Raw genomic sequence first — 14,788 nt, forward strand, 5'->3', positions numbered from 1 at the left:
CGGGCCGGGGGCCCGAGCCGGCGCGCCGGGGGACGAACCAGGGGCGCGGGGAACTGCGCGGGCAACCCTCCGCCCACGGGTGGTCCGGCGACGGCCTGTCGTGCCCCTCCGGGCCGGGGGCCCGGGCCTGCGCGCCGGGGGACGGACCAGGGGCGCGGGGAACTGCGCGACAAGCCCCCACCGGCAGATGGTCCGGCGACGGCCGGTCGTGCCCCTCCGGGCCGGGGGCCCGGGCCTGCGCGCCGGGGGACGGACCAGGGGCGCGGGGAACTGCGCGACAAGCCCCCACCGGCAGATGGTCCGGCGACGGCCGGTCGCGCCCCCCGGCCCGGGAGGGACGTCCGCGCAGGTCCCGGTAGGGGTATGGCAGGGTGGAGGCGTGCCTCAGCCGGGTGGGAAGCGGGAGCGGGCCGCCGGGCGCGCCGCTCTGCGGGCGGTCGGGCGCGTCGTCGTCGTGTGGATGGTGGCCACCGCCACCCTCGCCGTGCTGGCGTGGCTGCTGCCGGACTTCCGGATCGAGGCCCCGAGCGGCGACAGCCCGACGCAGATCGCCGTGACGGCCGGGTACGGCGCGGGCGCCTTCGGCGTGCTGAGCGCGCTGGTGTGGCCGCTGCTGGTCCGGGCCCTGCTGCTGGTGCCCGCGCTGGTGCTGGGCGCGCTCGTGTTCTTCCTCAACGGCTCCCTGCTGCTGGTCGCGCTGGATCTGACGCCCGGCGGCCGCGGCGAGGTCACACCGGTGACGGCCGTGGTGATCGCGGCGGTGATGTCCGCGGCCTCCTCCGCGACGAGCACCGCGCTCGCCGTGCGGGACGACGCCGCGTACGGGCGGCGGCTGGCGCGGCTCGCGGGCCGGCGGCGGCGCCGGGCCGGCGACCCGCCGCTGCCGACGTCGCCCGGCACGGTCTTCCTGCAACTCGACGGCGTCGGCCACGACGTGCTGCGCTCGGCCCTGACCGGCGGCTCCCCGGCGATGCCGACCCTCGCGGGCTGGCTCGCCGACGGCACCCACCGGCTCACCGCGTGGCGCACGGACTGGAGCAGCCAGACCGGTGCGAGCCAGCTAGCGATCCTGCACGGCAGCAACCACGACGTGCCCGCCTTCCGCTGGTTCGAGAAGGAGACCGGGCAGGTCATGGTGTGCAACCGCCCCTCCAGCGCGGCCGAGCTGGAGCGGCGGGCGGTCGCGCGGACCGGCTGCCCCGGGCTGCTCGCGACGGACGGCGCGAGCCGCGGCAACCTCTTCACCGGCGGCGCCGAGCAGTCCGCGCTGGTGATGTCGGTCGCGGCGCAGCGCGGCAAGTTCAGCCGCTCCCGCTCCGGCTACTTCGCGTATTTCTCGGACCCCGCGAACGCGGTGCGCACCGCGTGGTCGTTCGTCGCCGAGGTGGGCCGGGAGATCGGCGAGTCGACCGCGTCGCGGCTGCGCAGGGACCGGCCGCGGATCGGGCGCGGCGGGCTGTACCCGGTGCTGCGGGCCTTCGCCACGGTCGTGGAGCGGGACGTCGCGGTGGCCGCGGTGGTCGGCGACATGCTCGCCGGGCGCACCGCCGTCTACGCGGACCTGGTCGCGTACGACGAGGTGGCGCACCACTCCGGCCCGCACAGCCGCGACGCCCGCAAGGTGCTGGCGCGGCTGGACCGTTCGATCCGCCTGGTCACCGACGCCGCACGCTACGCCCCGCGCCCGTACCGCTTCGTGCTGCTGTCCGACCACGGGCAGAGCGGCGGCGCGACATTCGAGGACGCGTACGGCGAGGGGCTGCGCGAGGTGGTGCGCGCCGGGTGCGGGCTGCCGCCGGTGAGCCGCGGGCGCAGCCGGCGTACGGGCACGGAGGCGCGGGCGGCGGCCCGCAGCGCGCTGCGGCGGCCGGAGCGCGGGCGGCGGGCGGCGGAGGAGGCGGAGTGCGAGGGGCCGCGGTCCGAGCCGGTCGTACTGGCCTCGGGCAACCTCGGCCTGGTGGCCTTCCCCGACATCCCCGGCCGGGCGACGCTGGAGGAGATCAGCCGCCGCAGTCCGGGCCTGCTGCCCGCGCTGACCGCGCACCCGGGCGTCGGCTTCGTACTGGTACGCGGCGCGGAGCGCGGGCCGCTGGCGCTCGGCGCGGACGGCGGCGAGCACGAACTCGCCACCGGCCGGGTCACGGGCCCCGACCCGCTGGCCCCCTTCGGCCCGGGCGCCGCCGCGGCGGTGCTGCGCGCGGACGCCTTCCCGCACACCGCCGACCTGATGGTCAACTCCGCGGTCGACCCGCGCGGCGGCGCCGTGCACGCCTTCGAGGAGCAGGCGGGCTCGCACGGCGGGCTGGGCGGCCCGCAGTCGCACCCCTTCCTGCTCTCGCCCGCGGACCTGCCGCTGCCGGAGACCCCGCTCGTCGGCGCGGAGGCGCTGCACGCGCTCTTCCACACCTGGCTGCGCCTCGGCGCCCCCGAGCCCGCCCCCGCCGTGCCCGAGCCCGCCGCCCGCCCGCCCCGGGGCCGCGCCCCCGCGGCGTGACCCCGGCCCCGGGCGCCGCCGCCCGCCCCTGAGCACGGGGCGGGGACCTGCGCGCTGCCGTACCGCCCGGCTGGGGCCGCGTCCTCCACGGCGCGCCCCCGCCGGGCAGACCGGGTGCCGCGGCCCGGCGCTGAGCGACCCCCAACTGGCCCCTGAGCACGGGGCGGGGGCCCGCGCGCTGCCGTACGGCTCGGCTGGGGGCCGCGTCCCCCATGGCGCCCCCGCCTGAGCGCTCAGCGGCGGGGCGTGCGCCATCGCACCGCCGGAGTTGCCCTCCCGCCGGGCGGAGCGCCGCTGTCGGCCTACGCCGTGGCGCCGCCGTCCAGCACCAGGTCCGTGCCGACGGTCGCGGCCGCCTCGCGGGAGGCGAGGTGGAGGACGGCGGAGGCGACCTCCGCGGTGCTCGCGGCGCGGCCGAGCGGCAATTCGGTGCGCAGCCGCTCGGCCTTCTGCGCCGGGGTCTCGCCGGGGCGGGTGGACATCGGGGTGTCGACCGGACCGGGGCTGACCGCGTTGATCCGGATGCCCTCCGCGATGTGGTCCAGCGCGGCGGTGCGCGTCAGCACGCTCACCGCGGCCTTGCTCGCGGCGTACGCACCCAGGCCCGCGGCCCGGCGGTGGGCGCCGATGTTGGAGGCGATGTTGACGATGGCGCCGCCGCCCTCCTTGCGCATGCGCGCGATCTCGTACTTCATCGCCAGCCACAGCCCGGTGAGGTTGGTGTCCAGGGTGCGCCGCCAGTCGTCCTCGGCCATGTCGCCGACCGGGCCGGGCGTGAGGAATATGCCGACGCCGTTGACGGCGACGTCCAGGCCGCCGAGCCGGTCGGCGGCCTCGGCGACCATGCGCTCGGCGTCCGCCGCGCCCGTGATGTCGGCGGTGACGGCGACGGCCGTGCCCCCGGCGGCGGCGACGAGCGCGGCCGTCGCGTCGAGCGCCTCCCGGGTGCGTCCGGCGACCGCGACCCGGGCGCCCTCGCGGGCGAAGGCGAGCGCGACCTCGCGCCCGATACCGCTGCCGCCACCGGTGACGAGCACGGCCTGGCCGGTGAACCTGTCGGACATTGCGTCTCCTGATATGAGAACGAACATTCTTGAAAGAGGGCATGCGCGGGCACACGCGGACCCGGGCGACGGGCGTGCCGTACGTACGGGAGAGCGCCGTCAGCCGATGAGCGCGAGCACCTGCTCCGCCGCGTCCCGCGCCCGCTCCGGGTCCGCGCCGGTCCTGCCGACCACCCGGATGCCCTGCAGCAGGACGAGCAGCATCCGGGCCAGCCCCCGCGGGTCGCGCCCGGCGGGCAGCTCGCCCTGGGCCCGGGCGCGCAGCAGCGCCGAGGTCAGGGCGGTCTCCAGGACGGCCCAGCCGGCCTCCACCCGGCCCGCCGCGGCGCTGTCGTGCGGGGCCAGCTCGACGGCGGTGTTGGTCATGAAGCAGCCGCGGCGCAGCTCGTCGCACACGGACTCCGTCGCGAAGCGCTCGACCAGCGCGCGGACGGCGGGGAGGGCGGGGCCCGGCCGGGACAGCTCCTCCAGCAGCACCGCGTCGCGCTGCTCGCCGTAGCGGCGCAGCGCGAGCAGGTAGAGGTCGTGCTTGCTGCCGAAGGTCGCGTAGATGCCGGCCCGCGCCACGCCGAGGCGTTCGACGAGCACGGACATCGTGGTCGCCTCGTACCCCCGCTCCCAGAACAGCTCGAGTGCCGCCTGGAGCGCGGCGTCCGGGTCGAACTCCTTGGTCCTCGCCATGCTCGGGACCCTAGGTCATGGCAGAACGAGCGGTCAAGAATCACCCGATCGTCAACTCATGGTTGACGATCAGCCTGCCGTCAACCTACCGTTGACGCATGGACAAGCACCCCGTACGGCTCGACGACCTCATCGACCTCGTCAAGAACCAGCACCCCGGGAGCGACCCGCTCCAGAACCTCGAACACGCCGTGACCGTCGCCGCGCACCTCGACGACGTCGCCGACCACCTCATCGGCCACTTCGTCGACCAGGCCCGGCGCGCGGGCGCGTCCTGGACCGAGATCGGCCGGCACATGGGCGTCACCAAGCAGGCCGCCCAGAAGCGCTTCGTGCCCAAGGGGCCGGAGGACTTCGACCTCACCGAATCCGGTTTCACCCGCTTCACCCCGCGCGCCCGCAACGCCGTCGGCGCCGCCCAGGAGGAGGCCCGCGCCGGACGGCACGCCATCATCGAGCCCGAGCACCTCGTCCTGGGCCTGCTCGCCCAGCCCGACACCCTCGCCGCCCAGGCCTTCACCGACCTCGGCGCCACCCCGGACGCGGTACGCGCCGCCGTCACCACGCCCGGCACCGAGGACGAGCCGCCGGCCGGCAACCTGCCGGTGAGCGCGGCCGCCAAGAAGACCCTGCAACTGATCCTGCGCGAGGCCCTGCGGCTCGGCCACAACTACATCGGCACCGAGCACATCCTGCTCGGCGTCCTCAGCGACGACCAGGAGCACTCCGCCCGGGCGCTCACCGGCCTCGGCGTCACGCACCAGGCCGTGGAGCAGTGGGTGCTGGCCACGCTGGCGCGGATCAGCTGGAAGAGCGACGACCAGCCGAAGACCGCCGGCACCGAGGCGCCCTGAGGGCGCGTCCGCTCCCTCCCGCGCCGGGCGGCGCGGGCGGCGGCCCCGCCTGCCCGGCCAAGGGCTCAGCTCTTGCGCAGCGCCAGCAGCCGGTAGACCGGGTCGCCGCGCGGCACGTCGGCGTCGGGCAGCCCGGCGATCCGCGCGGCCAGCTCCTCCTGCTCCGCCCCGTCCAGGGACAGCGCCGACGCGAAGTAGCCGCGGGCCACGTCGCCCGCGGCCACCGCGGGGGACTTGCCCTGGCCGTGCCCGGTGAAGCGGGCCTCGCCGGCCCGGCCGAGCCCGTGCTCGCAGGCCACCGCCCGCACCCGCTCGTCCGCGTCGTACGCCGTGCGGCGCACCCGGTAGGGCGCCATCAGGTGGTCGACGTCGCTGTCCACGTCGTGGCCCGCGTCCTTGTCGACGGTCGTCACGAACACCCCGCCGGGCCGCAGCACCCGGGCGCACTCGGCTATCACCCGCGGCGCGTCCGGCAGCAGGTGCAGCAGCCACACCGCGCACACCGCGTCCAGTGACTCGTCGGCGAAGGGCAGCCGGTGGCAGTCGCCCAGCACCACCGCGCCGCCCGTCCGGCGCGCCGCGAGGCGGGCCATCCCGTGCGCCGCGTCCACGCCGAAGACCCGCAGGCCCGGCCGCGCCAGCCGCTCGGTCAGCAGCCCCGTGCCGCACCCCACGTCCAGCAGGGTGCGGGCCCGCTCGGGCACGAGCGCGAGCACGGCCCGTGCCGCCGCCCGCGCCCGCGGCTCCCCGCCGCGCGTCGCGTCGTAGCGCGCCGCCTCCACCTCGTAGTCCAGCATGTGGTCGATGGTAGGGGCCGCAGGTGAACACCCGGCTGCCCGGGGGCTTGCACCTGTGTTACGTACCGGCGCGCGCGGCCCCGGGCCCGGCGTGAGGCTCAGCCGAAGGCGTCCGGGTCCGGGCCCAGGCGCGTGCCGTCGTCGAGGGCCGCGAGTTCGGCCAGGTCCTCCGGCGCCAGCGCGAAGTCGAAGACGTCGATGTTCTCCCGGATCCGCGACGGCGTCACCGACTTGGGAATCACCACGTTGCCCAGCTGGAGGTGCCAGCGGAGCACGACCTGCGCGGGAGTCCTGCCGTGCCGCTCGGCGACCCGGGCGACGACCTGGCTTTCGAGCAGGCCCTTGCCCTGGCCGAGCGGCGACCACGCCTCGGTGGCGATGCCCAGCTCGGCGTGCACCGCACGCAGTTCGGACTGCGCCAGCTGCGGGTGCAGCTCGATCTGGTTCACCGCGGGCACGGTCGGCGAACCGTCGGCCAGCCGCCGCAGGTGCGCGGGCTGGAAGTTGGACACGCCGATCGCCCGGGCCCGGCCCTCGGCCGCGATCCGCTCCAGCGCGCGCCACGTCTCCGTATACGCGTCGCGCCGCGGCTGCGGCCAGTGGATCAGGTAGAGGTCGACGTGGTCGAGCTTCAGCTTCGCCAGCGAGGTGTCGAAGGCGCGCAGCGCGGAGTCGTACCCCTGGTCGCTGTTCCACAGCTTCGTGGTGACGAACAGCTCCTCCCGCGGCAGCCCGGAGGCGGCCAGCGCACGGCCCGTGCCCTCCTCGTTGGCGTACAGCGCGGCGGTGTCGATGCTGCGGTAGCCGGCTTCCAGCGCGGTCGCGACCGCGGATTCCGCCTCGTCGTCCGGCACCTGCCAGACGCCGAAGCCGAGCTGCGGCATCGTGACGCCGTTGTTGAGGGTTACGTCGGGGACCTTGCTCACAGGAGGTCGGGCCTTCCTTGCGTCGGGGCGGTTAGGCGTACGGCCGGGCGGGCCGCACGCCGCGGTCCGCGGCGGCCGGGGGGCCGGAGCGGACCGAGCACGTACAACCCGGCGCCCGATCACCGCATTCCCCCGCCCCGCGGTGACCCCAGCCGCTACCCTCACGCGCGGGGGGCCGGGCCCGGCCCGGCAGGTGAGGGGAGCGGGACCGATGGCGGGGCGGGAAGCGATGCCGGAGCGGGGCGCGCGCGAGGGCGGCGTAGCCGCGGCGCCGCGCGGGCGGTGGCGCCGCCGGGATCTGCAGGCACAGCCCTTCCCGGCTGTTCCCGCGGCCGCCGCGACCGATCCGGTGGTCCAGCGCGAGACGCTCGCGCGGCTGCGCGAATGGGCCGAGCGGGACGCCGAGAGCGCCATCACCTGGTATCTCGACGACAAGCGGCACAAGCGGATCGGCTCCCGCCTGCTCCAGGGCCTCGCGATCGCCTGCGCCGTGGCGGGCGCCGCGGTGCCGCTCGGCACGGCCGCCGCGGGCGGCTCCGGCCAGGGCTGGGGCTATGTGCTGCTCGCGGTTGCCGCGGGCTGCAAGGCCTTCGACCACTTCTTCGGGCTGAGCGCGTCCTGGATGCGGGACATCACCGTCGCCCACGCGCTGCGCACCGAGCTGAACGCCGTCCGCCTGGAGTGGGCCACCGACGTGCTGCGCGCGGGGCCCGCCGCGGCCGACCCGGAGCGGCTGCTGGAAGCGGCCGAGCTGGAGCGGCAGCTCGCCCTCGTCGCCCGCCTCTCCGACTCGGTCCGCGCCCGCATCGACGGCGAGACGGCCGACTGGCAGGCGGAGTTCAGCGCCGGCATCAGCGAGCTGCAGAGCGGGCGCACGCTTCCGGGGGTGGAGCGCTGAGCGGGCCGGACTTAGGCCGCGCGGGCACGGGCCGGACGGGCGCGGGCGGGACGGCGGGCCGATGACCAGGATCCTCACGGTGGTCACCGTGGACGGCGCCGAGCACGACATCGAGCTGTACGCGCCCGAGTCCGCGCGGATGTGGGATCTCTCCGTGCGGTTCGGCCAGGAGTGGGCCGCCGCCGCTCTCCTGCCCGAGAGCGCCCCCGCGCCGCCCGCCTACCCGCGCCGCGACGGTGTGACGGCGCTGCGGCTCTACGCCGGGAGCCAGGAGCTGCCCGCCGGGCTGACGCTCGCGGACTCGCCGCTGCGCGACGGTGCACGCGTCGGGCTGGGGAGACCGCTGGTCCCGCCGCTGTACAGCGTGCGGGCGGCGGGCGGCGGGCAGGTGGAGGCCACGGTGCGGATCGTCGCGGGGGAGGGAGCCGGGGCGGAGGTGGTCGTCCGCGAGGACATCCCCCGGGCCGCCGCTCTCCTGCCCGGTCTGCTGGCCGCGGGCGACAGCCTCGTCGTCGACTTCGCCGGCGAGCCCGAACGGCAGGGCGTCCGTCCGACCCCGCTGGTGAGCCTCGGCGAGAGCCGCGTCGTCAAGGTCACCGGCGTACCGGCGGTGCCGGGCTGGGAGCCCCTCGCGCGCGGGTCGGCCTGGAAGGAGGGCGTGCCGCTCACCGTGGGGCGCAGCCGCCTGCTGTGGTTCCGCGGGGAGGCGGCGGAGTTCGGCGCGCTGCCGCCGGGCGACCACGGCACGCTGCTGCTCGACCCGCGGGCGCGGCCCTCGGCCCGCCCGGCCCTGGACGGCGTCCCGCAGTCGCCTGCCACAGTGCGCCCCACACCGGCACGCCTCCGCGATATCTACTTCCGGACGGCCCGCGAGGCCCTGGCACGGCGGCGCGCCCGGGAACGCCTGCTGGAGCTGATCCTGACCGCGGCCGCCGACGTCCCGGTGCTCTGGCCGGGGCGGCAGGAGCGGTCGACGCCGGAGGAGCTGGTCGACGCGGCTGTCGACCGGCTCGCGGTGTCCTACCCCGACCCGGCCGCGCTCGCCTGGGACATCGGCCGCCGCCCCGCCACGCTGTGGCAGCGCGGCCCGCGGGACGCCGACTTCCTGGCGCTGCGCTGCGGAGTGCGCACCACCCTGCCCGCGTCCGCCGAGGGGCAGAGCGAGCAGGACCGCCACGTCCCGCTGGGCCACCGCGCGCTGCCCGCCGTCGCTGTGCTGCCCCGGCACCGCGTCGTCGGCGTCGTGGGTGCCGACGACCGGCCGCGGCGGCTCGCGGGCTGGCTCGTGCTCCAGGCCGCCGCCCACCACAGCCCCGAGGACGTCGTCGTACGCGTGCTCACCGACGCCTCGGGCGCCCCCGCCTGGCGGTGGACGCGCTGGCTGCCGCGCTCGTCCGCGGCGCTGGACGAGGACCGCGCCCCGCGCGTGCACGCCGACCCCACATCGGTGGCGCGGCAGATCGACACGCTGCTGCGGCTGGTGACCGACCGGCAGAGCGCGGTGGCGGCGGAACAGCCCGCCGGCGCCGTGCCGGCGCCCGGCCGGGGCGCCGCGTCCGCGGCGCCGTTCGCCGACGCGCCTGCCGTCGCGACAGGGCCTGCGGCGACCCCCGCCGCCGTGCCGGCGCCCGGCCGGGGTGCCGCGTCGGCTGCGCGGCCCGCCGGGTCCGCCGGGGCCGTGCCGCGGCTCGACGGCGACCCCGGCGCCGCTGCACCGGCGCCCGGCCGGGGCGGCACTCTTGCGGCCGCGGGTCCGGACGGCGCGGCGGCCGGAGGCGCCGGGCTCCGGCACAGCCCCGCCGTCCTGCTCGTCCTGGACGGGATACGGCGGCTGCGTACGCTGCCGGGCGTCGGCCGGCTGCTCCAGGAAGGCCCCGCGGTCGGTGTGCACCTGGTCTGCCTGGGCTCCGAGGCGCGTCAGCTGCCCGCCGAATGCGGCTATCTGGTCGACATCGGCGACGGGACCGGCTCGACCGCCGGGCCGGCCGGCGGGCCCGCGCTGCCGGTGCTGGCCGACCTGCCGCCGCCCGGCTGGTGCGAGCCGGCGGCCCGCGGGCTCGCGCCGTTACGCGACGCCGAGGCCGTACGGCGGGCCATGGACCTCGCGGCCCTGCCGCTGCCCGAACTCCTCGGGCTGGACGTCGCCGACGTCCAGGAGTGCGCCGGTACGGTCGAGGCCCGCTGGTCGGCGGTGCCGCGCGCGACGACCGCGGTCGTGGGGCAGGCCGCCGCGGCGCCGTTCGAGCTGGACCTGCGCGCGGACGGCCCGCACGCCCTGGTCGCGGGGCGGCCGGGGTCGGGGCTGGTCGAATTCCTGCGCAGCTGGATCGTCTCGCTCGCCGTGGCCAACCGGCCGGACGAGATGATCTTCGTGCTGTTCGACGACCGCGGCGGCAGCGCCTTCGGCCCCGCCGCGGAGCTACCGCACGTCACCCGGGTCGTGACCGACATCGACGCCCGGGAGGCCGAGCGCGTCCTCGGCCGGCTCTTCGCCGAACTGCGCGCCCGCGACGCACGGCTCGGCACCCATTCGGTCAAGGACATCGACGACTACCAGCGGCTGCGCGCCCGCGACCGGTCGCTGCCGCCCATGCCCCGACTGGTGCTGGTGGTCGCCGAGCTCGCCGACCTCGCGGGCGGCCGCCCGGAGCTGCGCGCCGGGATGCTGGACGTCGCCCAGCGCGGCCGCTCGCTCGGCATCCACCTGGTGCTGGCCACCCAGCGCCCCGCGGGCAGCGTGACCGACGGCGTCAGGGCGACCACCAACCTGCGGATCGCGCTGCGGCTCGGCGACGCCGCCGAGAGCGCCGCCGTTGTCGACGCGCCCGACCCCGCCGGGATCCCCCGCTCCAGCCCCGGCCGGGCCTTCGTCCGTACCGGGGTGCAGGAGCTGACGGAATTCCAGGCCTCCGTCGCCGTCGGCCCGGGCTCGCCGGTGCCCCCGGCGCCCGCGATCACCGTCCGCGACCTCGACACGGTCCGCCCCGCACCCGCACACGACGGCGCCGCGCCCGTACGCCCCGCAGAGCCGCCCGGCGGTACCGACCTGGATCTGCTGGTGGTCGCCGTACAGATGGCCGCCCGGCGCACCGGGGTGCGGCCGCCGCCCGGCCCGCTGCCCGAGCCGCTGCCCGCGGTCGTCACCCTGCCGGAGCTGCGCGAGGTGCCCGAACCGGCCGAGGGCCCGGCGGGTGTCGCGTACGGGCTGGAGGAGCTGGCCGACGAGGTCGGCCGGCAGCTCGCGCGCTTCGACGTCGCCGGGGAGGGGCTGCTGGCGGCGACAGGCGGCCCGCGCACCGGCAAGTCGCAGTTCCTGCGCACCCTCGCCGCCGCCCTGGCGGAGCGGTACTCCACCGCCGACGTCCACCTCTTCGGCATCGACTGCGGCAGCGGCGCCCTCCAGGTGCTCGGCCGGCTGCCGCACTGCGGCGCCGTGGTCACCCGGGGCCGCGCCGACCACCTGGCCCGGCTCGTCGGCCGGCTCACCGCGGCCCTGCACACCCGCCGCCAGCTCTTCGCCGAGGGCGGCTTCACCGACCTGGCCGCGCAGCGGCAGGCCGTGCCCGCCGACCGCAGGCTGCCCCGGCTGGTGCTGCTGGTCGACCGCTGGGAGGGGCTGCGCGAGCTGTCCGGCCGCGTCGACGGGGAGCGGCTCGCGGAGGATCTGCGGCTGCTGATGCGCGACGGCGGCCCGGTCGGCATCCGCGTCGTGCTCACCGCGGACGCGGAGGGCCTGGACGCGCGGACCGCCGCGCTGGTGACCGACCACCTGGTGCTGGACCGCAGGGACAAGGACGACTACCGGCGCCTCGGCGTCGACCCGCCGCTGGGCCACCTCCAGCCGGGCCGCGCCCTGCGCGCGTTCAGCGCGTGCGAGGTGCAGATCGGGCTGCTGGACGGCGGCCCCAGCTCGCGCGGGCAGAGCGACGCGCTGGACGCGCTGGCCGCCCGGCTGCGCGAGCGCGACACGCACGTGCCGCACACCCGGCGGCCGTTCACCATCGACGACGCGCCGCGGGCCGCCGAGCAGTTCCACGTCGGCCCCGGCACGGGCCGTCCGGTCGGCCGCGAGGACGTCCTGGCGTGGCTGCGCGACCGGCAGTCCACCGGCGCCTCGGCCGCGCTGCTCGGGCCGCGCCGCGCGGGCAAGACCTGGGTGCTGGAGGAGCTGTCCCGGCGGCTGGCCGCCGGCGGCGGCCGCGAGGAGGTCCACCGGCTTGCCGTGCCGCCGCCCAGCGCCCCCGTCGACAGCCCGGACGCGCTCGCCGGCATCCTCGACCGCGCGGTGCGCGACGCCGCGGGCCCCGCCGAGGCGCTGCTCGACAAGGCCGCGTCCGGGGGCGCCCCGCTGGTCTTCCTGCTCGACGAGGTGGGCCGGCTCGCCGGCTACGACCCGGTCGCCGTCTCCTGGCTGCGCGACCTCGGGCAGGCCGGTGCCTGGCTGCTCTACACCGGCACGGAGAAGGACTGGCGCACCGTCGTGCGCCGGGCGCTCACCGCGCCGGGCTCCAGCTTCGGCAACGACGTCAACGCCCGGCTGCTGGGCCCGCTCGACGAGGAGGCCGCGCTGGACTTCCTGTCCGGCACCGCCGCCAACCTGGGTGTCGCCATCGACCGCGACACCACGGCCGCCGCCGTCGTCCGCACGGTCGGCAGCTGGCCGTTCTACCTCCAGGTCGTCGGCGACGCCGTCGTCCGCGCCGTCCAGAGCAACGACCTGAGCCCGCTGACCGGCGACGACGCGCTCCGCTCGCTCGTCGAGCGGCGGCTGCTCGACGAGTGGTCGCTGCACTTCCAGTCCCGCTGGGCCGAGATCGGCCCCGCCGGGCGCGCCGCGCTGCTCGCCGACCCCGGCCGGCTGCCGGCCGCCGCCACCCCCGCCCAGCGCCAGGACCTGCGCGACGCGGGGCTGCTGCGGCCCGGCGAGCAGTGGCTGCACGACCCGCCGCTGCTCGGCTGGATCGCCAGGAACGACATCTCACTGCGTGACGGAGAAACAGGGGAGTGGGCCGTATGAGCGTCTTCCGGCCGAGCCAGTCCTACCGCGCCGACCTGGACGTCAGGCTCGGCAACGGGCGGATGCCCAGCTGGATCCGCCCCACCGCCGAGGGCGCCGCGCCCAACAGCGCGGCCTGGCTGGCCGTCATGCCGCGCCGGGCGGGCAAGACCTGGCTGGCCCAGGGCATCGCCGCGGCCCGCCCGGACGGCAGCACCGTCCGGGTCGACCTGCGGTCGTCGGCGTCCGTCCGCGGGACCCGGCTGGGCTGCCTGACCGAGGGCAGGCCCGCGCCGCCCGTCGGCCCCGGGCAGCTCGTCGTCGTCGACGAGCCCGCGCTCGCCCGGCCCGGCGGCCCCGGCGTCGACCCCGCCGTCCTCGCCGCGGGCCTGCACCGGATCCGCGACACCGGCGCCACCGCCCTGGTCCTCGCCACCCCCGCCGAGAGCGCGCTGCTCGTCCCGCACCTGGGCCCCGACGTGCCCCGGGACCTGCTGCGCCCGCCCGTGCTCGACGCGGACGAGTGCGCGCGGATGGCCGCCCGCGCACCGCAGTGGGCGCCCGCGCTCGTCGAGCGGCTGCGCGCCGCCGACCCCGGGTGGCTGCACACCACCTTCCTGCTCGAACTCCTCCTGCACACCGCCGAGGAGCACCCCGCGCTGCGCACCGGGGACGACGGCTACGGCGCGCTGCTGCGGGCCGCCGCCGAGGAGGCCGACGACCGGCACGAGTACATCCGCCAGTGGTTCGGCGGCGGCCTCGCCCCGACGCACCGCGCCGCCCTGCGCGCCGCCCGCTGGCGCACCGCGGGCCTGCCCACCGCGGCGGGCCCCGCGCAGGACAGCGCCCTCCACGTGTACGGGGCCGCGCCGGGCACCGCCGGACCCGTACCCGGGCACCCGCGGACCGGCGGGTCGCTCGCCGACGACCCGGTGCTCGGCCGCCACCTGCCCGAGGTGCTGCGCGTCCACCACATCTCCGACCTGCACCACGGCGGGCGGCTCTCGGACACCGTCGACGCCAAGGACCGCACCGGCGCCGGGCAGGCCATCGCCGCCCTCGCCGGCGCGGGCACCGCGCTCGACAGCTATCTCGACCATGTACGCCGGCTCGCCGACCGGGGCCGCGCCCCGCACCTGCTCGTCGTCACCGGCGACCTCGTCGACCGGCCGCTCGACACGCACGGCGAGCGGGCCCGCGCCTGGCTCGCCGAACTGGCGGCGCTCCTCGCCCCGCACCGCGACCTGCGGGACGACGACCCGCGCGTGCTGCTCGTCGGCGGCAACCACGACGTCTCCTGGGATCTGGCCCTCGACGACTCCCCGCAGGCCAGGCACCGCTGGTTCGCGGCCGCCTTCGACGGGCTGCCCCACCCCGACCTGCACCTCGCCGACCCGGCACGGCGCCGCCTCTACGTCGGCTACCCGGACGTCGGCCTGCGCTTCGCGCTGCTCGGCAGCGCCGAGTCCGGCGGCGAGGCGGCCCACGACGCCGACCGCGAGCGGCTGCGCGCCTTCCAGGAGCGGTACGCGGCCGCGGGCGCCGACGCCGACATCGCCGCCGTCGTACGGGACTTCGAGCGGCACGACCCCGGCGTGCTGGCCCGCGGGGTGCTCGACCGGCTCGCGCCGCAGCCCGGCGTCGTCACCGTCGCCGCGCTGCACCACCCGCTCTCGCCCGTGCCCGCGGTCGAGGTCGCGCCCTACTCCGGGGTCGTCAACGCGGGGCAGGCCAAGCGCGCGCTGGCCGCCGCCCGCACCTCGCTGGTGCTGCACGGCCACACCCACCTGGGCTTCGCGGCAGCCGAGCGGCTGCTGGACGCGGGCCCGCCGTGGACGATGCGGATCGCCGGCGCCCCCGCGCTGGCCAGCCGCGAGACGGAGGAGCGCAACGGCTACAACGAGCTGTTCGTGGCCCGCGAGGGCGGCGCCCACACCCTCGCGCTGCGCACCGTCCGGCTCGACGGCGGCCAGTGGACCCCCGGCCCGGCGCACGCCTTCCGCCCCGGCGCCGCCGAGGAGCGCGACCTCGCGGCGCTGTGCGCGGACGCCTGACGCCGCCGCCCGGCACGCTCACGC

The 14,788-nt window shown here is 77.7% G+C and carries 9 protein-coding genes; 5 read left to right on the forward strand and 4 right to left on the reverse strand.

Translation table 11 applies throughout. The annotated features are described in order from the left end of the window. Positions 1-460: 460 nt before the first annotated feature. On the forward strand, positions 461-2,494 hold the full coding sequence (locus ACH4SL_RS06210) for an alkaline phosphatase family protein (protein WP_398442692.1): 2,034 nt from the start codon (positions 461-463) through the stop codon (positions 2,492-2,494). Between the two features lie 302 nt (positions 2,495-2,796). Here the strand turns inward: ACH4SL_RS06210 and ACH4SL_RS06215 are convergent, their stop codons facing one another. Together ACH4SL_RS06215 and ACH4SL_RS06220 are read right to left on the reverse strand one after the other, a co-directional pair. After that, positions 2,797-3,558 (reverse strand): SDR family NAD(P)-dependent oxidoreductase, encoded by a 762-nt coding sequence (locus tag ACH4SL_RS06215; RefSeq protein ID WP_398442236.1) that lies wholly within the window; start codon positions 3,556-3,558, stop codon positions 2,797-2,799. A gap of 99 nt (positions 3,559-3,657) precedes the next feature. Next, a complete protein-coding gene (locus ACH4SL_RS06220) occupies positions 3,658-4,239 on the reverse strand; it encodes a TetR/AcrR family transcriptional regulator (RefSeq protein WP_398442237.1) in 582 nt (193 codons plus the stop codon). 98 nt (positions 4,240-4,337) lie between these two features. Here ACH4SL_RS06220 and ACH4SL_RS06225 point away from each other — a divergent pair, with 98 nt between their 5' ends. Further along, positions 4,338-5,093: a Clp protease N-terminal domain-containing protein gene (locus ACH4SL_RS06225; protein WP_398442238.1), complete on the forward strand. Its 756-nt coding sequence runs from the start codon at positions 4,338-4,340 to the stop codon at positions 5,091-5,093. Positions 5,094-5,158: 65 nt separating this feature from the next. Here ACH4SL_RS06225 and ACH4SL_RS06230 read toward each other — a convergent pair whose 3' ends face one another. Both ACH4SL_RS06230 and ACH4SL_RS06235 read right to left on the reverse strand, forming a co-directional pair. Next, positions 5,159-5,890 (reverse strand): class I SAM-dependent methyltransferase, encoded by a 732-nt coding sequence (locus ACH4SL_RS06230; protein WP_398442239.1) that lies wholly within the window; start codon positions 5,888-5,890, stop codon positions 5,159-5,161. 98 nt (positions 5,891-5,988) lie between these two features. Next, entirely contained in the window at positions 5,989-6,816 is an 828-nt protein-coding gene (locus ACH4SL_RS06235; protein ID WP_398442240.1) for an aldo/keto reductase, read from the reverse strand. A 211-nt stretch (positions 6,817-7,027) separates the two neighbouring features. Between ACH4SL_RS06235 and ACH4SL_RS06240 the strand changes: the two genes are divergently transcribed. The 3 genes from ACH4SL_RS06240 to ACH4SL_RS06250 all read left to right on the forward strand — a co-directional run bounded on the left by ACH4SL_RS06240 (position 7,028) and on the right by ACH4SL_RS06250 (position 14,764). Beyond that, the gene (locus ACH4SL_RS06240; RefSeq protein ID WP_398442241.1) at positions 7,028-7,714 is read left to right on the forward strand and encodes an SLATT domain-containing protein; all 687 of its coding nucleotides are present in this window, start codon (positions 7,028-7,030) and stop codon (positions 7,712-7,714) included. 61 nt (positions 7,715-7,775) lie between these two features. Then, positions 7,776-12,731: an FtsK/SpoIIIE domain-containing protein gene (locus ACH4SL_RS06245; RefSeq protein ID WP_398442242.1), complete on the forward strand. Its 4,956-nt coding sequence runs from the start codon at positions 7,776-7,778 to the stop codon at positions 12,729-12,731. Then, positions 12,728-14,764 (forward strand): metallophosphoesterase family protein, encoded by a 2,037-nt coding sequence (locus ACH4SL_RS06250; RefSeq protein WP_398442243.1) that lies wholly within the window; start codon positions 12,728-12,730, stop codon positions 14,762-14,764. Before ACH4SL_RS06245 ends, ACH4SL_RS06250 begins: the two co-directional genes overlap by 4 nt. Positions 14,765-14,788 lie beyond the last annotated feature (24 nt).

It is taken from the genome of Streptomyces sp. NPDC021020, assembly GCF_044333285.1.
Lineage (GTDB): Bacteria > Actinomycetota > Actinomycetes > Streptomycetales > Streptomycetaceae > Actinacidiphila.

What these genes read in the sequence shown, in the direction of transcription:
- ACH4SL_RS06210 (WP_398442692.1), top strand. Translation starts at nt 461, where the DNA reads ATGGTGGCCACCGCCACCCTCGCCGTGCTGGCGTGGCTGCTGCCGGAC.
- ACH4SL_RS06215 (WP_398442236.1), bottom strand. Translation starts at nt 3,558, where the DNA reads ATGTCCGACAGGTTCACCGGCCAGGCCGTGCTCGTCACCGGTGGCGGC.
- ACH4SL_RS06220 (WP_398442237.1), bottom strand. Translation starts at nt 4,239, where the DNA reads ATGGCGAGGACCAAGGAGTTCGACCCGGACGCCGCGCTCCAGGCGGCA.
- ACH4SL_RS06225 (WP_398442238.1), top strand. Translation starts at nt 4,338, where the DNA reads ATGGACAAGCACCCCGTACGGCTCGACGACCTCATCGACCTCGTCAAG.
- ACH4SL_RS06230 (WP_398442239.1), bottom strand. Translation starts at nt 5,890, where the DNA reads ATGCTGGACTACGAGGTGGAGGCGGCGCGCTACGACGCGACGCGCGGC.
- ACH4SL_RS06240 (WP_398442241.1), top strand. Translation starts at nt 7,028, where the DNA reads ATGGCGGGGCGGGAAGCGATGCCGGAGCGGGGCGCGCGCGAGGGCGGC.
- ACH4SL_RS06245 (WP_398442242.1), top strand. Translation starts at nt 7,776, where the DNA reads ATGACCAGGATCCTCACGGTGGTCACCGTGGACGGCGCCGAGCACGAC.
- ACH4SL_RS06250 (WP_398442243.1), top strand. Translation starts at nt 12,728, where the DNA reads ATGAGCGTCTTCCGGCCGAGCCAGTCCTACCGCGCCGACCTGGACGTC.